The following is a 20,223-nucleotide window of genomic DNA, read 5'->3' as shown; positions in this document are numbered from 1 at the left end:
TGTTTTAGGGCATTGATTTTAAAGTGAAAAAATATTCTTTCCTTGAGGTGCCCGCGCGGGCGGGCCTCGAAAGGCCTCGGCACAGACCAGGCCTTTGGCCCAGCCCAAATGGCGCATCCTCCTCTTTCCTTGCATGACAACCCCGGCTAGTGTTTTTCCTGCGGGATAAGCTGGGCAAGAAGCATGCGGGGGCAGGACTCATCTTGGAGGGTACAGGCAAGCCAGAAGACGGGAAAACCGCAGACGCACAGGCCTTTATTGCGCGCTGGCAGGAAACCGGCGGCGGCGAACGCTCCAACGCCCAGCTATTTCTGAGCGAGCTCTGCCAGCTGCTGGAGGTGGCGCAGCCCCAGGGTTACGCACCCGAAGCGGACAACGCCTATGTATTCGAGCGGCGCGTGCGCGCCTATCAACTGGAGGACGCGCGCCACCAGGCCAACTTCATCGATCTCTACAAGCGCGACTGCTTCGTGCTGGAGGCCAAGCAGGGAAGCGATGCCAGTGCGGCCGGAATCGGCCGGCGTGGCACCGGCGGCTGGGACAAGGGCATGAAGGCGGCCCGCGTGCAGGCGGAGCGCTATGCCAAGGCCCTGCACGATGCGGACGAGCCCTGGCCCCCCTTCCTGCTGATCGTCGATGTGGGGCACCTGATCGAGGTCTATGCCGACTTCTCGCAATCGGGCAAGACCTACCTGCCGTTTCCCGATCCGGCCGCCCATCGCATCCGGCTGCAGCAACTGGCCGAACCTGACACACGCGCCTACCTCAAGGCCATCTGGGAGGATCCCCAGTCCCTGGACCCCACGCGGCGGGCCGCCCGGGTCACGCGCGAGATCGCGGATCACCTGGCGGAATTGGCGCGCTCGCTGGAACGCGATCACCAGCCCGAGAAGGTGGCGCAGTTCCTGATGCGTTGCCTCTTCACCATGTTTGCCGAGGACGTGGGCCTGCTGTCCGAAGAGGGCTTCACGCGCCTGCTGCGCGATCGGCGGGATGATCCCAAGGTGCTGCAGCGTTCGCTGGAATCGCTCTGGAAGACCATGAACAAGGGCGGTTTCGATAGCTTCCTGGGTGCCGAGGTCCTGGTCTTCAACGGCGGGTTGTTCCGCGAGAACACCGCCCTGCCGCTGGCGCCCGGACAGATCGACCTGTTGCTGGAAGCCGCCGCCGCCGATTGGCAGGAGGTGGAGCCCGCGATTTTCGGGACCTTGCTGGAGCGGGCCCTGAACAAGCGCGAACGGCACAAGCTGGGCGCCCACTACACGCCACGTGCCTATGTGGAGCGTCTGGTCCTGCCCACCGTCGTCGAGCCCCTGCGAGAAGCCTGGGAGAACGTGCGCATCGCCGCCGAGCGCCGGCTGGAGGATGGCGAACGCACAAAGGCCATCGAGGAGATCAAGGCCTTTCACCAACGGCTCTGCGACACGCGGGTGCTGGACCCCGCCTGCGGCTCGGCGAACTTCCTCTATGTCACCCTGGAGCACATGAAGCGCCTGGAAGGCGAGGTGCTGAACGCCCTGGAGGAACTGGGCGACGACCAGCCCGACCTCTATGCCGTCGACCCTCAGCAGTTTCTGGGCCTGGAGGTCAATCCGCGCGCCGCCGTGATTGCCGAGATGGTGCTCTGGATCGGCTATCTGCAGTGGCACTTCCGCACCCGGGCGCGCCGGCAGCTGCCCAGTCCCGTCCTCAAGGCCTACGGCAACATCGAGTGCCGGGACGCGGTCCTGGACTGGGATGGGGAGCCGGAGCTGGTGCGCGACGAGACCGGCCGGCCGGTCGAGCGCTGGGACGGCCTTTCCATGAAGACTCATCCCGTCACCGGCCGTGAGGTACCGGACGAGAGCAAGACGCGTCCGCTCTATCACTTCCGAAATCCGCGCCCGGCCAGCTGGCCACGGGCCGACTTCATCGTCGGCAATCCGCCCTTCATCGGCAACTGGCGCATGCGCGACGAGCTGGGATCAGGTTACGTGGAGACCCTGCGCGCCACCTATCCCCAGGTGCCGGAGTCCGTGGACTACGTAATGTACTGGTGGCACAAGGCGGCCGATCTGGTCGCCACCGGCAAGGCGCAGCGTTTCGGTCTGATCACCACCAATTCCTTGCGCCAGAAGTTCGCCCGCCAGGTCATTGCCAAGCATATGGGCGGGAAGAAGCCGCTGTCGCTCGCCTTCGCGATCCCCGATCACCCCTGGGTGGACGCCGCCGACGGCGCCGACGTGCGCATCGCCATGACCGTAGGCGTGCCCGGCGAGCACCCGGGCCAGCTCCACAAGGTAACGGCGGAAAACCCGGCTGCCGAAGAAGGCGCGCGGGCCCTGCGCTTCGACACGCGCCAGGGGCGGATCCATGCTGACCTGACCATCGGCCCGGACGTGTCGGGCACCCACGCGTTGAAGGCCAATGATGGGCTTTGCTGTCCCGGCGTGAAGCTGCATGGCAGCGGCTTCATCGTGACGCCCGAGGAGGCCGAAGCCCTGGGCCTGGGCCGCCGTCCGGGCCTGGAGCAGCATATCCGGCCTTATCGCAACGGCCGTGACCTGATGGGGCGGCCGCGCGAGGTGATGGTGATCGACCTCTACGGCCTGTCCGCCAGGGAGGTCCTGGCGCGCTATCCCGAGGTCTATCAATGGGTAAGCGATCGGCTGAAGCCAACACGTGATGGGCGCAAGGGAACCACGTCAGATTCAGACCAGTATGCTAAGGATTGGTGGTTGTTCGGCAAGACACGCCCGGAACTTCGCCGGGCGCTTTCTGGCTTGCCACGCTATATCGCCACCGTGGAAACCGCCAAGCACCGTGTCTTCCAGTTCCTGGAGGCCGAGATCCTGCCCGACAACATGCTGGTGAACATTGCGCTGGAGGACGCCTTCTTCCTGGGCGTGCTCTCCAGCCGCATCCATGTCGTGTGGGCCTTGAGTTCGGGTGGAACGCTTGAGGACCGACCACGCTATAACAAGTCGCGCTGTTTCGATCCCTTCCCCTTCCCGGACGCGACAGAGGCACAGCAGGACGAGATTCGTGCGCTGGCCGAGCGGTTGGACGCCTTCCGCAAGGAACGCCAGGCCGAGCAGCCGGATTTGAGCCTGACCCAGATGTATAATGTGCTGGAGGCCCTGCGCGCAGGCCGTGCGCTCAGCGACAGCGAGCAGGCGATCCACGAGAAGGGCCTGGTCTCGGTGCTGCGCGACCTGCACGACCAGTTGGATGCGGCGGTGGCCGCCGCCTATGGCTGGCCTCGGGAGCTGTCGGACGAGGCGATCCTGGAACGCCTGGTGGCGCTCAACCGGACGCGCGCGGAGGAGGAGGCGCGCGGGGAGATTCGCTGGCTGCGCCCCGCCTACCAGAACCCCGAGGGGCAGGCGACACGCACCGCAGCCCGCGCCGCGGAACTGGACCTGGGCGAAACGGCCCTGGCCGCCGCCGGCAAGACGGCCTGGCCCAAGAGCCTGCCCGAACGTGTGCAGGCCGTGCGCGCGGCGCTCGCCACCCTGGACCGCCCCGCCAGCACCGAGGAGGTGGCGTCCCTTTTCAAGCGCGCCCGCCGCCAGGACGTGAGTGCGTTGTTGCAAACCCTCTGCGAACTCAACCACCTGCAGGAGACGGAGGCGGGCTACAGGCTGTAGGTGGCCCGGCTATTGAGGTGTAACCCTATGGGATGCGAACCGTGTACTGGCCTGTGTTCAAAAGCTTTCTGATGAATTTCTTGTGGATGCCAGGGACTGCTTGGAGCACTGCTTTTGGGCCGTTGTTGTCCTTGAATGACAAGTGAATGACAGTGCGTTCATTCTGGTTTTTACGCCGGTTGCGAGGGGACTTGTAAGTAAGTGGAATGTTTTCCTCTTCTGCTGCTTCTTTCCATAACGATGAAAGGTGTTCAAGTCGTCCATCTCTCTTGGCAGTGTGGTCTTGGGAATTATACTGTCGAATGGCGAGGTAATATCCATTCCGGTCGTGATCCAAACGATAGAAAAGGCAGTCTTTCGGGGCGCTTATGGCATCAGCAAAGTGAATTTGGGTCCAGGGAGCACCACTATTATTGGTGCCTCTTACAATCTGTGAGGCATCTTGGCCTATGCCCTTACATAACTGATGCATCCATAGCCATTGCCCCGACGGTTCCTTGAAAGCTTTGTATGTCTCATTGGCATCATTCGAGTTGATGGCACTTGAAATCCAGTCGCGGAAATCTCGCTCCCTCTTCAGGAAAGCAAGATATTCATCGCTGATATCATGGGTGCCCTCAGCTTGTTCCAGCCAGACAATCATTTCATCTAACCCGAAATAGGGCCAGGAAAGATCAGCTCGCACATCTTGATCGAACGCTAGAGAAAATAAAACACCTGAGGTTGCTGTACTGTTATTGCTATGATTTGAATATGACTGTAACTGCTTGTTGCTTGGAGTTGATTTTATCTTATTTTCTATAATAATTTTTTCGCTGTCTGATTCTATTGTAATATCATAGCGGCCGCCTTTTCTCGCTTTCACCTCAGTTCTGACAGTTATTCCTGCCCCTGTGTTTTGTAAGCCTAGCTCGTTGAGTGCCTTTTTCGCATGCTGGGCCAATGCAGCGCGTTTCCCAGATGTTGCATTCAGGGAATCGAAGAACCACGCCCAAAACGCAGAATGAGACATTTCGCTGGGCGCTCGGTTGAATAACGTTTCCGGCATTCTTGACCATCCATATTAGAGTTGTATCGAATTCCAGAAAAATACAACATATAAGAGTGTACTTGAACCCTGACGAATCAAAATCTGACCGAGAGTTGGTGGTGGAGTTTACTGTCATCACTCCCGTCAAAAAGAATGTTTGCAACAGCTTCTGGCGGTTGGTTTTCCTCTTCAGCAGCACCACTCGCCTTGGCGGCAGCGATAACAACCACTTCCAGCGCGGTCTGCCATAATCAAAGCGCCCCGTTGGCGCATAAGAGTCGGTGTGAGCAGTGTGCGGAAACTTCGTCTCACGAAATGAGGAGATTGAGATGAGCCTTGGAAAGGAATTGGTGCAAAGCGCCCACGAGGCTCTTGCGATCGCAATGGGTGAGGCTGAGCCAACCGGTGTCTGTGCGTCCGAGGCCGTTGAGGCGGCAGAGTCCGGAAATGGTGGGCGAGACCTCGTCCAGGTGACCAGCGATATAATAGCCGAGTGACTGAGTGCGGCGTTATGACGGCGGCGCCTATGCCGGATGGTTCGAGGGTCTCCTGCGGAAGCCACCTCACCATGAGGATGTTAGTGCATTGATTTTAATGTAAAAAATACCCTCGCCTTGAGGTGCCCGCATGAGCGGGCCTCGAAAGGTCTTGGGACTGACTCTGCCATTGTCCAACTCTACGCCCTGCTATGAATTCACCATGGAAGCTGCAGTGGCTTTCCGGGGGGCTTTCTGTTAGGACACGCCGATCAGCGAGATCATGGGCAAAGGCAAGGGTTACATGCGCGCGTTCGACAGCGCTTACATGCAGCGGGGATTCCTGATGGGACTGGTGGCCATGACGCTGCTGGTCACGGCGTCGAATGTCCTGGTGCAGTATCCCATCAACGACTTCCTGACCTTCGGGGCGCTGACCTATCCGATCTGTTTCCTGGTGACCGATCTCTGCACGCGGGCCCTGGGTGCGCAGCAGGCGCGCCGGGTGGTCCTGGCCGGCTTCGCAGTGGCCGTGCTGCTGTCTCTGGTGCTGGCCACGCCGCGCATTGCGCTGGCCTCGGGGGCGGCCTTCCTGACGGCGCAGCTTCTGGATGTCTTCATCTTCGACCGCCTGCGCCGGGCGGCCTGGTGGCAGGCGCCGCTGCTCTCGTCCTTCGTCGCCTCGGCCATCGACACGGCGCTGTTCTTCGCGCTCGCCTTCTGGGCCACGGCGGTGCCCTGGGTGACGCTGGCCCTGGGCGACTATGGCGTGAAGGTCGCCATCGCGCTGACCATGCTGGTGCCCTTCCGGGCACTGATCGCGCTGATCCCCGACCGGCAGGCCGTGCGTTCCTGATCTCACAGGCTGGATGCGGAAACCTGCATCCCTATAGAAACCCATTATTTCATATGCTTGCCGAATAATTTGGCGTTCAACGCTGCAGTCGTTAGACTGCGCGCCCCAAGAGACCCGCAAGAGAACGGGCGTGAAAAGCCGATAAACTGTTCTAGGGAGACCCCATGAATCCGTCGATCCTTCTGGTCGATGACGAACCCAATATCGTACTTTCGCTGGAGGTGCTGTTGCGCGGCGCCGGCTATCACGTGCGCGTGGCGCCGGATGGCGAGGCCGCACTGCAGGCGTGCCAGGATCACAAACCTGACCTGATTATCCTGGACGTGATGCTGCCGCGACGCGATGGCTATGATGTCTGTCGCCTGCTGCGCGAGAAGGCCGCCTGGCGCTCGGTGCCCATCATCATGCTGACGGCGCGCGGCCGCGACGAAGAGCGCGAGAAGGGGCTGGCCATGGGGGCTGATGCCTATATCACCAAGCCCTTCTCGAACCGCAGGATCCTGGAAGAGGTCGAGGCCCTGCTGGACAGTGCGTGGGTCTGACGACAGGATCGAACAGGTCGGGCAGACACCAGGTCAGGGAGACGCCAAGTCAGGGAGATGGGGGGCCGAACGGCAGCCGGGATGGCAGAGGGGATGAAGGAGCCAGGCAGACAGATCGGAGAACGGCGCGGGCTGCACGGCCTGCGCATAACGCCGGCGCGCTCCGTCGCCCTGTTCCTTCTGACCATTCTCCTGCTCAATCCGCCGCTGCTTCTGGTCTTCGACCAGGCTGTCCAGTTCTTCGGCCTTCCACTGCTGTTCGTCTATTTCTTCGCCAGCTGGGCGCTGGTCATCCTGATGATCGGACTGGGAACACGCCGGGCACCGGACCTGCCCGCGGCACAGGAGGACACCCCCCATGAGCGGGACAGGGAGGGGCTGAACCGGGATCCGAACGCGCCGGACGTCCAGCAGGCGGCCCGGCGCGCGTCCTCCCAGGTTTCTTCCCGCCTCCCCCCCGGCACAGCCTCGCGGGATGGTGGTTGAATGCAGGGCTATGGCATCATCCTGCTGGTGGCGGTGGGCTATCTGAGCCTGCTGTTCGCGGTCGCCTATTTCGCGGACAAGCGCGCCGAGCAGGGCCGCAGCCTGCTGAACCCCTATATCTATACCCTGTCGATCGCGGTCTTCTGCACCTCCTGGACCTTTTACGGCTCCGTGGGGCAGGCGGCGACCACGGGCTTCAGCTTCCTGCCCACGTATCTGGGGCCGACGCTGGTCTTCACGTTGTGGTGGGTGCTGCTGCGCAAGATGGTGCGCATCGGCAAGGCCGAGCGCATCACCTCGATCGCCGACTTCATCTCCTCGCGCTATGGCAAGAGCACGGTGACCAGCGGAGCGGTGACGGTGATCGCCGTTGTGGCGATCCTGCCCTACATCGCGCTGCAGCTGAAGGCAGTCTACGGCAGTTTCATCGTCATGCTGCAGGGGGCGCGCAATGCCGAACTGCAGATGCCGCTGGACGGCCTGGCCTTTATCGACAACGCGCTGTTGATCACCCTGCTGATGGCCGGCTTTGCCATCCTGTTCGGCACGCGGCACATCGATGCCAGCGAGCATCACGAGGGGATGGTGACGGCGGTCGCCTTCGAGTCCGTGGTCAAGCTGGTGGCCTTCCTGGCGGTCGGCATTTTCGTCACCTTCGGCCTGTTCAACGGCTTCGGGGACCTGTTCAGCCAGGCACAGGCGGTGCCGGAGATCGCCTCGGTCCTGTCGCTGGACGCCATGGGCACGCCCTTCCAGTGGATCACCCTGATGCTGCTGTCCATGGCGGCCATCATCTGCCTGCCGCGCCAGTTCCAGGTGATGGTGGTCGAGAACGTGGACGAGCGTCACCTGAAGAAGGCGGTCTGGCTGTTCCCGCTCTACCTGTTGGCCATCAACCTTTTCGTCATGCCCATCGCGCTGGCCGGCCTGCTGATGTTCCCGGACGGCGGGGTCAACCCCGACACCTTCGTGCTGGCGGTGCCGCTGGCCGAGGGGCAGACCCTCCTGGCCTTCCTCGCCTTCGTTGGTGGCCTGTCCGCGGCCACGGCCATGATCATCGTTGAGACCGTGGCGCTGAGCACCATGATCTGCAACGACCTGGTCATGCCGGTCCTGCTGCGCTGGCGGGCGCTGCGCCTCAACGAACGCGGGGACCTGACGCGCCTGCTGCTGGGCATCCGGCGGGGCAGCATCCTGTTGATCCTGCTGTTGTCCTATCTCTATGTGCGCAATCTGGGCGGCTCCTACACACTGGTCACCATCGGCCTGATCTCCTTTGCCGCCGCCGCGCAGTTCGCCCCGGCCATCGTCGGCGGCCTGTTCTGGAAGGGCGGCACGCGCAACGGCGCGCTGACCGGCCTGCTGCTCGGCTTCTTCCTCTGGAGCTACACCCTGCTGCTGCCGTCCTTCGCACGCTCGGGCTGGCTGCCCCTGGAGTTCATCGAGGCGGGGCCTTTCGGCATCGAGCTTCTGAAACCCTATGCGCTGTTCGGCCTGACCGGCCTGGACGAGCTGACCCATTCCCTGATCTGGAGCATGCTCGGCAACATCCTGGGGTACGTCGTGGTCTCGGCCTATGACCGGCCGGGTGCGCTGGAGCGTATCCAGGCGGTGCGCTTCGTGGATGTCTTTGCCGGGCCGGGGGGCGAAGTCACCTGGCGCGGCACGGCCACCCAGGGCGACCTGCAGGACCTGCTGGGCCGCTTCCTAGGGCCCGCCCAGGCCCAGCGCGTCCTGTCCGAGCCGGGCAGCCGCAAGCCGGGCGTGCCCTCGGCCAATGCCGATGCCGACCCGGCCATGCTGGCGCGCGCGGAACGTGCACTGGCAGGCGTGATCGGCGGCGCTTCGGCGCGCGTGATGGTGGGCAGCATCATGAAGGGCGAGCGGGTCGGCTTCGACGAGGTCATGCAGATCCTGGACGAGACCTCGCACGTCATCTCCTACAGCCGGCAGCTGGAGCAGAAGTCCCGCGAACTGCAGGAGCTGACAGCCGAGTTGCGGGCCGCCAACGAGCGCCTGAAGGAGTTGGACCGCCTGAAGGACGACTTCCTGGCCACGGTCAGCCACGAGCTCCGCACGCCGCTGACGGCCATCCGCTCGTTCGGCGAGCTGCTGGCCGACAATCCCGATACCGATGCCGAGCAGCGCGCGCGCTTCCTGGACATCATCGTCAAGGAAAGCGAGCGCCTGACCCGACTGATCAACCAGATCCTGGACCTGGCCCGCATGGAGGCCGGCCGCATGGACTGGGAGATGAGCGAGGTGGAACCGCGCACGGTGGTCATGGACGCCCTGGCGGCCACCGCCGGCCTGTTCGACGAGCGCGAGGTCACGCTGGAGGTGGAGGTGCCCGAGGGGCTGCCTCTGCTGCGCGTGGACCGGGACCGCCTGATGCAGGTGATCGTGAACCTGCTGTCCAACGCGGTGAAGTTCTGCCGCAGCCCGGATGGCGAAGTCTCGGTGCAGGCGGCCCTGCAGGGCGACAGCGTTGTCGTCTCGATCCGCGACAACGGACCGGGCATCACGCCAGAGGACCACGAGCGCATCTTCGAGCGCTTCCAGCAGGCCGGCAGCACGCTGTCCGACAAGCCCAAGGGCACGGGCCTGGGCCTGCCCATCAGCCGGCAGATCATCGAGAGCTTCGGCGGGCGCATCTGGGTGGAAAGCACGCCCGGCGCGGGCGCCTGCTTCCGCTTTTCCCTGCCTACAAGCGAGTCCGAGGACGCACGACAGGATTCTGCGGCGGAGTGAGCCTGCCAATTCGGTGGCCGCGTCTTTATCCGGCTATGGCTCCTTTGCAGCAGGACGCTTGAGGCAGGTTTACAGCCGCCTGGTAAAGAGCCTTCAAAGTTTCCTCACGGAAACGTGAACGCATTTTTACAAGTTATCGTTCATCTCAAGTCACCAATCTTTTGCGCAATCTGCGTCTAATCTTACGGCGGAGAAGAGCTTAACTCCTTCATCAACAGCCAATGCCTGGCTTGCAGATACCAGCCGAACCGCAGCCTGCGGTTCGGAGCTTAGTAGAACGAAGGAGACGTAAGATATGACCAAGACAATGATCCCCGCCATCGGTTTCGCCCTGACGACAGCGCTGGCCCTGCCGGCCATGGCCCAGACCACCCCCAGCAACGAAGGCTATGCCGGCGGCCATGTCCAGGCCCAGACCGCTTTCGGAACGGCTGATGTGGTGCCGTCCTTCGATGCCAATGGCACGCAGCTTTCCGGCAACCCGGGCATCGAGGGGTACAGCGGTGAGCGCACCCTGAACGCCAATGCCGCCCTCGGTACGCTGACGGTTGAAAGTGCGCAGTACGCCTCGAACCCCGAGGTCACCTCGGACGTCATCGAGGCGCGCCAGACCCGTAACGATTTCGCCGAAATGGCGCAGCGCGTCCGCTACAGCGGCCGCTGAGCCAACTGCACATCCAATGACCCCGGGGCCTTCCAACAGAACTGGCCCCGGGCTTTTCCAGAGACGAAGGAGACGTAAGATATGACCAAGACAATGATTCCCGCCATCGGTTTCGCAATCACCACCGCCCTGGCAATGCCGGCCCTGGCCCAGACATCCCCCAGCAACGAGGGTTATGCCGGTGGCCATGTCCAGGCGCAGACCGCACTCGGCACGGCTGATGTGGTGCCCTCTTTCGATGCCAATGGCACGCAGCTTTCCGGCAACCCGGGCATCGAGGGGTATAGCGGTGAGCGCACCCTGAATGCCAATGCGGCCCTCGGTACGCTGACGGTTGATAGTGCGCAGTACGCATCGAATCCCGAGGTCACCTCGGATGTCATCGAGGCGCGCCAGACCCGTGACGACTTTGCCGAGATGGAGCAGCGCGTCCGTTACAGCGGCCGCTGAGCCAACTGCACATCCAATGACCCCGGGGTCTTCCTGACGGGATGACCCCGGCACCAGTATCATGGTCCCCCCATCCTAGACCGCGCCAGCTTCCCTCTGGCGCGGTCTTTTTTTATGCAAGGACCTGGAGCTTCAGACGCTCAAGGAGTCACGCCCGCTGTCCTCAGGATCTCGGCGACCAGCAGGTCCAGAGTGTCGGCGATGGGCAGGCCGGCCGTGTCCGGCAGGTCGATGACCGACAGTTCCGTGCAGGCGATCAGGAAAGCGTCCGCGCCGCGTCGGCGCAGCGCGTCGGTGGCGGCCTGGTAGCCTTGGCGCTCCGTCTCGCCATAGCCCTTCGACTTGACGGCGCGGATGGCTTTCAGCAGCTCTTCCGCCTCCTCGCCATCGGCATGCAGCGGCGTGAAACCGGCGGCCTGCAGGCGCTGGTCGAACAGCCCGACCTTGCGCACGGCGGGCGACGCCAGCAAGGCGACCGTCTGCGGGCGCAGCCGGCTGTTCCGGAGATAGCGCACCGACAGGTCGATCATGTCCAGGAAGGGCAGGTCGACGGCCTTGCATACGGCCGGCAGGTACCAGTGCGCCGTGTTGCAGGGCATGGCCAGGAAGTCGGCGCCGGACTGCTTCAGGCCTTCCGCCATGGCGATCAGCACCGGCGTCGGGTCTTCGCCGGTGCCCTCGATCACATGGGCAATGCGTGAGGGCACCTGCGGGTTGTTGTCGACCAGCATGTGGATGTGGTCGGCGTCGTCGCGCGCCGGCGTGGCGGCGACGACGCGACGCATCAGCTCCACGGTGGCTTCCGGGCCCATGCCGCCCAGCAGGCCGAGCGTTTTCCTGGACCCGGGGTGCGGCTGGCCCGTCGTCATGCCTGGTAGCCGGGCAGTCCGTAGATGTCGGGATAGCCGAACAGCGCGACCGAACCGCCGGTGTGCAGGAAGACCACGTTGTCGTTCTTGTCGAAGTGGCCCTTGCCGATCAGGTCGAGCAGGCCGGCGAAGCCCTTGCCGGAATAGACGGGGTCCAGAAGGATGCCCTCCTGCTGGGCCAGCAGCTTGACCGCCTCGACCATGCTGTCGGTGGGAATGCCGTAGCCTTCGCCCACGTAGTCGCAGTTGGCGACCACGTCCTCGCGGCGCACCACGCCGTCCAGGCCCAGATGGGTGGAGGTCCGCTCGGCCAGGACGAAGACGTTTTCCTCCTGCTTGTCCTTCGGTGCGCGGACGCCGATCCCCAGCACGGGAATCTGGCTGTTCAGGGCCTTCAGGCCGGTGACCAGGCCGGCCTGGGTACCGGCGCTGCCGGTGGCGTGAACCAGATGGTCGACGCGCAGACCCATGTCGACTGACTGGTTCAGCAGTTCCAGGCTGGCGTTGACGTAGCCCAGCGCACCCACGGGGTTGGAGCCGCCGCCGGGAATGACATAGGGCTTGCGGCCCTGGCCGCGCAGGGCTTCGGCCAGCTTTTCCATCTCGGCCTGCATGTCGGCACCGGCCGGACGCTTGGCGATACTGGCGCCGTGCAGCTGGTCGAGCAGGACGTTGCCATTGTGGACGTAGCTCGGATCGTCGCTGCCGGTGCGGTTCTCAAGCAGGATGTGACAGGCAAGACCGAGTTTCGCAGTGGCGGCCGCAGTTTGGCGCGCATGGTTCGACTGGGTAGCGCCCTGGGTGATCACCGTGTCTGCGCCCTGCTCCAGGGCATCGGCCATGAGAAATTCCAGCTTGCGCGTCTTGTTGCCGCCGGAGGCCAGGCCCGTGCAGTCATCGCGCTTGATCCAGAGGTTCGGGCCGCCGAGGTGCTTCGACAGGCGCTCCATGGGCTCCAGCGGGGTGGGCAGGTGACCCAGGCGGACGCGGGGGAAGCGGGCAAGATTCATGCTGTCTGTCTCCGTATTTGGGCTTTTATCTTCTTGAAGCACGGGCGTTGACGACGCCCGTGAGGATTCCGGTCGAAAGGGTAACATTGCCGCACGGCCAAGGCACGTCACTTGCAACTTCGGCCAGGCGCGGAAGGCGCAAGGTGGCTGGACCTTGGGCATGGCTTGTGCGACACATCGGGCGCGCCGGCGCAAAGGCTCTGGCGCAGCGTTTCCGACAGCAGTGAAGGTAGGGCAAGATGGCGAGCTATCAGTACATCTACACGTTACAGGGACTGAATAAGACCTATCCCGGCGGGCGGCAGGTCCTGAAGGACGTCCATCTGCACTTCCTGCCCGGCGCCAAGATCGGTGTTCTGGGCCCGAACGGTGCCGGCAAGTCGACCCTGCTGCGCATCATGGCGGGCGAGGATACCGAGTACAATGGCGAGGCCTGGGCCGCCAAGGGCGCCAAGGTCGGCTACCTGCCTCAGGAACCGCGCCTGGACGAGGACAAGGATGTCGCTGGCAACGTGATGCTGGGGCTGGCCGACCTGAAGGCGCTGGTGGACCGCTACAACGAGGTCAGCGCGCTGTTCGCCGACGAGGACGCCGATTTCGATGCCCTGCTGGCCGAACAGGCCGAACTGCAGGAGAAGATTGACGCGGCTGACGCCTGGGACCTGGAACGCCGGATCGAAGTGGCCATGGATGCCCTGCGTTGCCCGCCGGGCGACACGGCCGTCACCAACCTGTCGGGCGGCGAGCGGCGCCGTGTGGCGCTCTGTCGCCTGCTGCTGCAGAAGCCGGACGTGCTGCTGCTGGACGAACCGACCAACCACCTGGACGCCGAGTCCGTCAGCTGGCTGGAGCGCTACCTGGAGGAATACAAGGGCACCGTCATGGCCGTGACCCACGATCGCTATTTCCTGGACAACGTGGCCGGCTGGATCCTGGAGATCGACCGTGGGAACTGTATCCCCTTCGAAGGCAACTACTCCGGCTGGCTGGAGCAGAAGCGCAAGCGGCTGGCGCAGGAGTCCCGGGAAGAGGCCGCGCGCCAGCGCACCCTGTCGCACGAGATGGAGTGGATCCAGCAGAGCCCCAAGGCGCGCCAGGCCAAGTCCAAGGCGCGCATCAACGCCTATGACGAGTTGCTGCGGGCCGGGCAGGAGAAGGCGCCCGAACCGGGCGAGATCACCATTCCCGCGGGCCCGCGCCTGGGTGACCTGGTGGTCGAGGCCAACGACCTGCGCAAGGGCTTCGGCAACCACCTGCTGATCGAGGATCTGTCCTTCAAGGTGCCGCCGGGTGCCCTGGTGGGCATCATCGGCCCCAACGGCGCCGGCAAGACGACGCTGTTCCGCATGATCACCGGCCAGGAAACGCCCGATGGCGGCGAGCTGCGCGTGGGCGAGACGGTGAAGCTGGGGTACGTGGACCAGAGCCGCGATTCCCTCAATCCCGACAAGACGGTCTGGGAAGAGGTTTCGGACGGCCTGGACATGATCCAGATCGGCAAGAGGCAGACGCCTTCGCGCGCCTATGTGGGCGCCTTCAACTTCAAGGGACCGGACCAGCAGAAGCGTGTGGGGCAGCTGTCGGGCGGTGAGCGCAACCGCGTGCACCTGGCCAAGATGCTGAAGTCGGGCGCCAACTTCCTGCTGCTCGACGAGCCGACCAACGACCTGGACGTGGACACCCTGCGCTCCCTGGAAGAGGCGCTGCTGGAATTTGCCGGCTGCGCCATGGTGATCAGCCACGATCGCTGGTTCCTGGACCGCATCGCCACCCATATCCTGGCCTTCGAGGGCGACAGCCAGGTGGTCTGGCTGGAGGGCAACTACCAGGACTACGAGGCCGACCGCAAACGCCGCCTGGGCGCCGAGGCCGACCAGCCGCATCGCATCAAGTACAAGCCCCTGGAGCGCTAGAGGTCAGAGGAACGCTAGAGGTCAGGCGGCTGTCACAGGGTGCGGACACCCTGGCAAGCCATCGGGGTTATTTATTCCGGAACGCGCACCACATAAAGGGACCGTCGTTTAACAAGTAGAAGAAGTTTTCTTCATGCAAATGGTTCAGGACGCGAACCGAATCACATCCGAGCGTCTACTCAGCTTTCGCGACCACTGGAAAAGCCTCTGCAACGGGGCGGCCGTGGCCAAGCGCAGCGCCTTCGACATCGTCGAGGCACCGCGCGCTCTGCTGGGCCACCTGATCCTGCTGGATGTTCTCGATGACGGGACGGACTTCCGCTATCGCGTGGTCGGAACGAAGATTGCCGAGGAAATCGGCCGGGATTTCACCGGCGAGACGGTCCTGGAATACCACGCCCGGCACGAGAGCCGGGAGGTTATCGACGGCTACGCGGAAATCGTGAAGAGCGGCGAACCCCACCTCTATCGGGGCAATCTCTATGACCTGGGCCGGGAATATGTAACCTATGAACGCTTGGCGGTGCCTCTGGCAGGCCCCGACGGCGACATCGCATCCATCCTGGCCTGTTTCCAGTTCGAACGCAAAAGTGGCCCGCTACCCCGATCCATGTAGGGGCGCCCCCGGGTCAACACTGCCTGCCATGAAGGCCGCGGCAGGCGATATGCGATTCTGGACTTTCGGGAGTGGTGTGGAGGACGTGTCCGCAAGGCCTGCGGTACACGCCTCCAACTGGCATGGAAGAGTCGGAGGTTACTCGGAGATGGCTGCGCCGGTCAGGTTGTCGAGGGCCTTTTCCATGTTCTGCACGGCCTCCAGGTCCTCGTCGATGTCATAGCGGTCGGCCAGTTCCTCGGCCTCCAGGTAGGCCACGCGGGTGTTGCCGGAGCTGTCTTCCCAGGCCAGCACACGCACCGGCAAGTCCAGGCCCACTTCCGGGTTCTCCTGGATCAGCGGCGTACCCATCTGCGGATTGCCGAAGATCAGGACCTCCATGGGTGGCAGGTCCTCGTCGATGGCCGAGGCACCGGCGGCATGGTCGATGCGGGCAAAGACCGTGGCGCCGTTCTCCTCGACGACATCGCTTAGCCGGTCGAGGGTTTCGGAAACGCCATGCGGGCTGCTCTTGATAACCAGGTCGTCGTTTTCAGCCAGAGCCGGGGCGCTGATGAGGGCCAGGCCGCAGGCCAGGGCGAGGGTGTGCTTGAGCATTGAGAAGACCTCCCGTGTCTTGAAAAGCGTTCCCCATGAAATTGGGCTGCAGCGCCTTGAGACAAGAGGTCTCCGGAAAACCGGCGCTTCACGCTTTCGTGAGCGCGTTGTCCATCAGCTCGAAGAAACGCTCGAACAGATAATGGCTGTCCTGGGGACCTGGCGAGGCCTCGGGATGGTACTGTACCGAGAAGACCGGGCGATCCTTGACGCGCAGGCCTTCGTTGGTGCCGTCGAACAGGCTGACGTGGCTGGCTTCCACGTTGTCGGGCAGGCTGTCGTCCTTGACCACGAAGCCGTGGTTCTGGCTGGTGATCTCCACCTTGCCGGTGGCCAGGTCCTTGACGGGGTGATTCCCGCCGCGGTGGCCCAGGTGCATCTTCTCGGTCTCGACACCCAGGGCCCGGGCCAGCAACTGGTGGCCCAGGCAGATGCCGAAGATCGGCAGCTTCTCGTTCTCCATCAGGCGTTGCAGCGTGGGCACGGCGTATTCCCCCGTGGCCGCCGGGTCGCCTGGTCCATTGGACAGGAAGACGCCGTCCGGCTCGTGGCGCAGGATGTCCTCGGCCGTGGCCTGGGCCGGTACCACGGTGACGCGGCAGCCGAGCGCGGCAAGACAGCGCAGGATGTTGTGCTTGGCACCGTAATCGACCGCGACCACGTGATAGCGCGGTGCGGTCATCCGGCCATACCCCTGCTCCAGCGTCCAGGTGGTCTGGTCCCAGCTGTAGGTCTGGCGGCAGGTCACCTCGGCGGCCAGGTCCATGCCTTCCAGCCCCGACCAGTCGGCGGCCAGTTTCTGCAGGGCCTCAAGGTCGATCTTGCCGTCCGGTGCATGGACGATCACGCCGTGGGGCGCGCCCAGGTCGCGGATGCGCCGGGTCATGGTGCGGGTGTCCACACCGGTGATGCCAGGCAGGTCCTGGGACTTCAGCCAGGCGTCCAGGTGCTGGGCGGCACGCCAGTTCGAGGGCTCGGTCACCGGTGCGCGCAGGATCAGTCCGCGTGCGGCGGCGGTGGTGGTCTCCACATCCTCGGGATTGGCCCCCACATTGCCCACGTGCGGGAAGGTGAAGGTGATGATCTGGCCGGCGTAGGAGGGGTCGGTCAGCACCTCCTGATAGCCGGTCATGGAGGTGTTGAAGCAGATCTCGCCCACCTTGTGGGTGGCGGCCCCGATGCCCTTACCCCAGAAAACCGTTCCGTCGGCCAGGACGACCGCCGCTGTCGCGCCCTCGGGGCGCTGTCCAGCCCCGGTCGGAAAGGCCTGGGCTGCGGGGCTGCTGGTCGTCTGACTGTCGTCCATGGGTCGCTTTCGTCCTGTGTCATTGGCCAAGCCCGTGCGGCCGTCCCCACGGGTGGAGTGGCAAAGCTGTTGCGTTGCCCCCCGGCTTTACTATATAGGGCCTTTCCGCCTTGACCAGTAGGGATCGGCCGGGGGCGGAGCAAGGGGCGTGACAGGCCTGTGGCCACAAGCTTTCAGGCGCTGTCTTTACGTCACGGACCGGCAAGGGTCAAGCACCAGGTAGTTGCGAATTTTTCTTTCAATCTCATGTAGTTGGGACAGGACGCCGGAGCCGGTTTCGGCATGGGTGCAATAATGCAAGGAGATGCGCGGTCATGTTGCGCGAGGAACTGAACACCGCCTTGAAGGAAGCCATGAAAAGCAAGGACCAGACGACCCTGTCGACGGTGCGTCTGATCCTGGCTGCCCTCAAGGACCGCGATATCCAGGCCCGGACCGAGGGCAACAGCGACGGTCTGAACGAGGACCAGATCCTGGAGATGCTTCAGAAGATGGTGAAGCAGCGCAAGGAGTCCGTCGATTTCTACGAGAAGGGTGGCCGCGGCGACCTGGTCGACAAGGAAAAGGCCGAGATCAAGGTGATCGAGCGCTTCCTGCCCCAGCCCATGAGCGAGGAGGAAGTCCAGGCTGCCGTGGACGCGACCATTGCCGAGCTGGAGGCTGACAGCGTCAAGGACATGGGCAAGGTCATGGGAACCCTGAAGCAGCGTCACGCCGGGCGCATGGACTTCACGCGCGCCAGCCAGATGGTGAAGCAGCAGCTGTCCTGATAGTTGGGGCCTGCGTTTTTCCACACTGCCGGGGCGGCGCAGTACAGCTGGCTTAGCGGCCCGTTTGTCCTGGTGTTGTCCACAGCCTTACCCACAGGCTGTCCCCCCGGCGGTGGATGAAAGAAAGACCGATCGGGTCTTCCGCAGCCACGGCCGGGACCCCATCTTTAATGCACGGGCGTTCCCACGGCCTGGATGATGGGGCATAAAGGCCCGTTCTCGATGCAACCGGTGAAACGGGGCCATGGCTTTCGACACGGATTTTCTAGAGCGGCTGCGTGACAACCTGCCTGTTTCCGAGGTGGTTGGCCGGCGCGTGCGCCTGACCCGTCGGGGCCGGGAACACAGTGGCCTCTGTCCCTTTCACAACGAGAAGACACCCTCTTTCACGGTCAATGACGACAAGCAGTTCTATCACTGCTTCGGCTGCGGTGCGCATGGCGACGTCATACGCTTCGTCATGGAGACCGAGGGGCTGGAGTTCCGCGAGGCGATCGAGAAGCTGGCCCCGCTGTGCGGCCTGGAGGTTCCCCGCACGGGGCCGGAGAGCCATGCCCGCGAGAAGCGCCGTGCCGGCATCCAGGAGGTGCTGGAGGAAGCCTGCCGCTGGTTCGAGGCTCAATTGTCCTCCGGCGAGGGCGCCAGCGCGCGAAGCTATCTTCAGGGGCGCGGCCTGGAGCCGGCAACGCTGGAACGCTTTCGTCTGGGCTTTGCCCCCAACCAACGCGGCGCCTTGCGCCAGGCCCTGAATGCGCGCGGCCTGGACGACCGCCTGCTGATCGCGGCGGGCCTGCTGAAGCAGCCCGAGGACGGCTCTGAGCCCCGCGACTATTTCTTCGACCGCATCATCTTTCCCATTACCGACCGCCGGGGACGGGTCATCGCCTTCGGCGGCCGCGCCATGGCCCAGGATGCCAAGGCCAAGTACCTGAATTCGCCCGATACCGAGCTGTTCCACAAGGGGCAGGTGCTCTATAACCTGCACCAGGCCCGCCAGGCCGCCCGGGACGGCGCGGAGCTGATCGTGGCCGAGGGCTACATGGACGTGATCGCCATGGCCCAGGCCGGCTTTCCCGCAGCGGTGGCCCCCCTGGGCACGGCGCTGACCGAGGCGCAGCTTGCGGGGCTGTGGCGCATGGCGCCGGAGCCCGTGATCTGCCTGGACGGGGACGAGGCGGGCCAGCGTGCGGCGCGCCGCGTGTCGGAACGCGCCCTGCCGCTGCTGAAGCCGGGGCACAGCCTGCGCTTTGCGACCCTGCCGCCGGGTGAGGATCCGGACAGCCTGCTGCAATCGGGCGGGGCGGCCGCCCTGAAGGGCCTGCTGGACCAGGCGCAGCCGCTTTCCGACCTGCTCTGGTCCATCCAGGTGGCCAGCCGGCGTCTGGACACGCCCGAGCGCCGCGCGGCCTTGCGCCACGACGCGCTGAAGCAGGTGGATGCCATCCAGGACCCGGCCGTGCGTTCGGCCTATCGCCGCGATGTCTTCGAGCGACTGGACGCCCTCTTCGCACCGCAGAGGGGCGGGTACGGGGCGCGCAACCAGGGCGGCCGCAATAAGCAGGGGGCCGGAAGCGGCGGCCGCCCGCGTGGCCAGTGGCAGAAGGGCGGTCGTGCGGACTGGGGCCAGGCGGTCGTGCGCAGCCGTCCCCTGCCGTCGCCGCAGGCGGCTCTGCGCCGGCGTCCGGCCCAGGTGCTGCTGGCCCTGGCCCTGGACTATCCCCAGGCGGCCCTGGCCCGTGCCGAGGAACTGGCCATGGCCGAGCTGGGGGCCGCGGACCTGGACAGCCTGCGCCGGGCGCTTCTGGACCTTCTGGCCGAGCCCGTGGACCTTGACTCTTCACAGATTAAGTGCCACCTACGCGATCAGGGTTTTTCCGGGCTTCTCGAAGGGCTTTCGGAGGCCTCTGTCGTATTGCATGAACCTTTCCTGACGGAAGAGGCCTCTTCCGTAGAGGTGCAGCGCAGGATGGAGTACTGGCTGAAACGCACGGGCGAAGCCGTGCGGGGCGCGCAGGAGAGCGAGGAAATCCGGAAACGGGCTCAGCATAGCTTGGCCGAGGACGATGGAGCCAGTGACGGCAGTGTCGAAGGCAAGACGGAAGGGCAGTTCGAACGCATGCGAGCGGAGATTTCCGCAGCGGAAGACTCGACGGCGCATCCGCGCATCATAAATCGCTTTGAAAAGAAGGACTCGGATGACTGACAGGGGCGGCCCGTGTCCGGGCCGGTATAGCCGCCTGTTTGGTTTTCTGGTGAGG

At 64.1% G+C, this 20,223-nt stretch carries 17 protein-coding genes; 12 read left to right on the top strand and 5 right to left on the bottom strand.

Going from position 1 to position 20,223, the window contains the following annotated elements:
- Nucleotides 1-203 precede the first annotated feature (203 nt).
- The gene (locus tag BP38_RS0111110; RefSeq protein ID WP_051609288.1) at nt 204-3,629 is read left to right on the top strand and encodes a class I SAM-dependent DNA methyltransferase; all 3,426 of its coding nucleotides are present in this window, start codon (nt 204-206) and stop codon (nt 3,627-3,629) included.
- Between the two features lie 25 nt (nt 3,630-3,654).
- Here the strand turns inward: BP38_RS0111110 and BP38_RS22240 are convergent, their stop codons facing one another.
- A complete protein-coding gene (locus BP38_RS22240; protein WP_081816610.1) occupies nt 3,655-4,677 on the bottom strand; it encodes a PD-(D/E)XK nuclease family protein in 1,023 nt (340 codons plus the stop codon).
- A gap of 311 nt (nt 4,678-4,988) precedes the next feature.
- On the opposite strand from BP38_RS22240, the gene BP38_RS22610 reads away from it, so the two are divergent.
- The 7 genes from BP38_RS22610 to BP38_RS0111070 all read left to right on the top strand — a co-directional run bounded on the left by BP38_RS22610 (nt 4,989) and on the right by BP38_RS0111070 (nt 10,884).
- A complete protein-coding gene (locus BP38_RS22610; protein WP_155992375.1) occupies nt 4,989-5,156 on the top strand; it encodes a hypothetical protein in 168 nt (55 codons plus the stop codon).
- A gap of 262 nt (nt 5,157-5,418) precedes the next feature.
- Nucleotides 5,419-5,991: a queuosine precursor transporter gene (locus BP38_RS0111095; protein WP_322098952.1), complete on the top strand. Its 573-nt coding sequence runs from the start codon at nt 5,419-5,421 to the stop codon at nt 5,989-5,991.
- A gap of 164 nt (nt 5,992-6,155) precedes the next feature.
- Nucleotides 6,156-6,533, top strand: a complete 378-nt coding sequence (locus tag BP38_RS0111090; RefSeq protein WP_026987780.1) for a response regulator transcription factor — start codon at nt 6,156-6,158, stop codon at nt 6,531-6,533.
- Nucleotides 6,534-6,626: 93 nt separating this feature from the next.
- Complete coding sequence (locus BP38_RS22235) at nt 6,627-7,019, top strand: hypothetical protein (protein ID WP_155992373.1); 393 nt, start codon at nt 6,627-6,629, stop codon at nt 7,017-7,019.
- The gene (locus BP38_RS0111080; RefSeq protein ID WP_026987779.1) at nt 7,020-9,770 is read left to right on the top strand and encodes a sensor histidine kinase; all 2,751 of its coding nucleotides are present in this window, start codon (nt 7,020-7,022) and stop codon (nt 9,768-9,770) included.
- A gap of 295 nt (nt 9,771-10,065) precedes the next feature.
- A complete protein-coding gene (locus BP38_RS0111075) occupies nt 10,066-10,434 on the top strand; it encodes a hypothetical protein (protein WP_026987778.1) in 369 nt (122 codons plus the stop codon).
- 81 nt (nt 10,435-10,515) lie between these two features.
- Nucleotides 10,516-10,884, top strand: coding sequence for a hypothetical protein (locus BP38_RS0111070; RefSeq protein ID WP_026987777.1), 369 nt, complete (start codon nt 10,516-10,518; stop codon nt 10,882-10,884).
- A gap of 140 nt (nt 10,885-11,024) precedes the next feature.
- On the opposite strand, the gene cuyB is transcribed toward BP38_RS0111070, so the two are convergent.
- Nucleotides 11,025-11,753: a cysteate racemase gene (cuyB, locus tag BP38_RS0111065; protein WP_026987776.1), complete on the bottom strand. Its 729-nt coding sequence runs from the start codon at nt 11,751-11,753 to the stop codon at nt 11,025-11,027.
- A complete protein-coding gene (gene cuyA / locus BP38_RS0111060) occupies nt 11,750-12,763 on the bottom strand; it encodes a D-cysteate sulfo-lyase (RefSeq protein WP_026987775.1) in 1,014 nt (337 codons plus the stop codon). Before cuyA ends, cuyB begins: the two co-directional genes overlap by 4 nt.
- 239 nt (nt 12,764-13,002) lie before the next feature.
- On the opposite strand from cuyA, the gene ettA reads away from it, so the two are divergent.
- Nucleotides 13,003-14,676 (top strand): energy-dependent translational throttle protein EttA, encoded by a 1,674-nt coding sequence (ettA, locus tag BP38_RS0111055; RefSeq protein WP_026987774.1) that lies wholly within the window; start codon nt 13,003-13,005, stop codon nt 14,674-14,676.
- 133 nt (nt 14,677-14,809) lie between these two features.
- Nucleotides 14,810-15,292: a PAS domain-containing protein gene (locus BP38_RS0111050; RefSeq protein WP_026987773.1), complete on the top strand. Its 483-nt coding sequence runs from the start codon at nt 14,810-14,812 to the stop codon at nt 15,290-15,292.
- A 138-nt stretch (nt 15,293-15,430) separates the two neighbouring features.
- Here the strand turns inward: BP38_RS0111050 and BP38_RS0111045 are convergent, their stop codons facing one another.
- Together BP38_RS0111045 and carA are read right to left on the bottom strand one after the other, a co-directional pair.
- Nucleotides 15,431-15,889, bottom strand: coding sequence for a DUF302 domain-containing protein (locus tag BP38_RS0111045; protein WP_026987772.1), 459 nt, complete (start codon nt 15,887-15,889; stop codon nt 15,431-15,433).
- An 88-nt stretch (nt 15,890-15,977) separates the two neighbouring features.
- A complete protein-coding gene (carA, locus tag BP38_RS0111040) occupies nt 15,978-17,195 on the bottom strand; it encodes a glutamine-hydrolyzing carbamoyl-phosphate synthase small subunit (protein ID WP_026987771.1) in 1,218 nt (405 codons plus the stop codon).
- A gap of 314 nt (nt 17,196-17,509) precedes the next feature.
- Here carA and BP38_RS0111035 point away from each other — a divergent pair, with 314 nt between their 5' ends.
- Together BP38_RS0111035 and dnaG are read left to right on the top strand one after the other, a co-directional pair.
- Nucleotides 17,510-17,965 carry a GatB/YqeY domain-containing protein gene (locus BP38_RS0111035; RefSeq protein ID WP_026987770.1) on the top strand — a complete coding sequence of 152 codons (456 nt, stop codon included), beginning with the start codon at nt 17,510-17,512 and terminating at the stop codon, nt 17,963-17,965.
- A gap of 244 nt (nt 17,966-18,209) precedes the next feature.
- Entirely contained in the window at nt 18,210-20,168 is a 1,959-nt protein-coding gene (dnaG, locus tag BP38_RS0111030; RefSeq protein ID WP_026987769.1) for a DNA primase, read from the top strand.
- The last annotated feature ends 55 nt before the right edge of the window (nt 20,169-20,223 follow it).

It is taken from the genome of Fodinicurvata fenggangensis DSM 21160 (assembly GCF_000686045.1).
Taxonomy (GTDB): domain Bacteria; phylum Pseudomonadota; class Alphaproteobacteria; order Kiloniellales; family DSM-21159; genus Fodinicurvata; species Fodinicurvata fenggangensis.
The sequence above is the reverse complement of the archived record's forward strand: the minus strand, read 5'-3'. Positions and strand labels throughout refer to the sequence as shown.

Bases quoted from the DNA above. Each gene is read 5' to 3' on its own strand.
- cuyB (WP_026987776.1), bottom strand. From the start codon at position 11,753: ATGACGACGGGCCAGCCGCACCCCGGGTCCAGGAAAACGCTCGGCCTG.
- BP38_RS0111080 (WP_026987779.1), top strand. From the start codon at position 7,020: ATGCAGGGCTATGGCATCATCCTGCTGGTGGCGGTGGGCTATCTGAGC.
- BP38_RS0111050 (WP_026987773.1), top strand. From the start codon at position 14,810: ATGCAAATGGTTCAGGACGCGAACCGAATCACATCCGAGCGTCTACTC.
- BP38_RS0111045 (WP_026987772.1), bottom strand. From the start codon at position 15,889: ATGCTCAAGCACACCCTCGCCCTGGCCTGCGGCCTGGCCCTCATCAGC.
- ettA (WP_026987774.1), top strand. From the start codon at position 13,003: ATGGCGAGCTATCAGTACATCTACACGTTACAGGGACTGAATAAGACC.
- BP38_RS22610 (WP_155992375.1), top strand. From the start codon at position 4,989: ATGAGCCTTGGAAAGGAATTGGTGCAAAGCGCCCACGAGGCTCTTGCG.
- dnaG (WP_026987769.1), top strand. From the start codon at position 18,210: ATGGCTTTCGACACGGATTTTCTAGAGCGGCTGCGTGACAACCTGCCT.
- BP38_RS0111070 (WP_026987777.1), top strand. From the start codon at position 10,516: ATGACCAAGACAATGATTCCCGCCATCGGTTTCGCAATCACCACCGCC.
- BP38_RS22235 (WP_155992373.1), top strand. From the start codon at position 6,627: ATGAAGGAGCCAGGCAGACAGATCGGAGAACGGCGCGGGCTGCACGGC.
- BP38_RS0111035 (WP_026987770.1), top strand. From the start codon at position 17,510: ATGTTGCGCGAGGAACTGAACACCGCCTTGAAGGAAGCCATGAAAAGC.
- carA (WP_026987771.1), bottom strand. From the start codon at position 17,195: ATGGACGACAGTCAGACGACCAGCAGCCCCGCAGCCCAGGCCTTTCCG.
- cuyA (WP_026987775.1), bottom strand. From the start codon at position 12,763: ATGAATCTTGCCCGCTTCCCCCGCGTCCGCCTGGGTCACCTGCCCACC.
- BP38_RS0111095 (WP_322098952.1), top strand. From the start codon at position 5,419: ATGGGCAAAGGCAAGGGTTACATGCGCGCGTTCGACAGCGCTTACATG.
- BP38_RS22240 (WP_081816610.1), bottom strand. From the start codon at position 4,677: ATGCCGGAAACGTTATTCAACCGAGCGCCCAGCGAAATGTCTCATTCT.
- BP38_RS0111075 (WP_026987778.1), top strand. From the start codon at position 10,066: ATGACCAAGACAATGATCCCCGCCATCGGTTTCGCCCTGACGACAGCG.
- BP38_RS0111090 (WP_026987780.1), top strand. From the start codon at position 6,156: ATGAATCCGTCGATCCTTCTGGTCGATGACGAACCCAATATCGTACTT.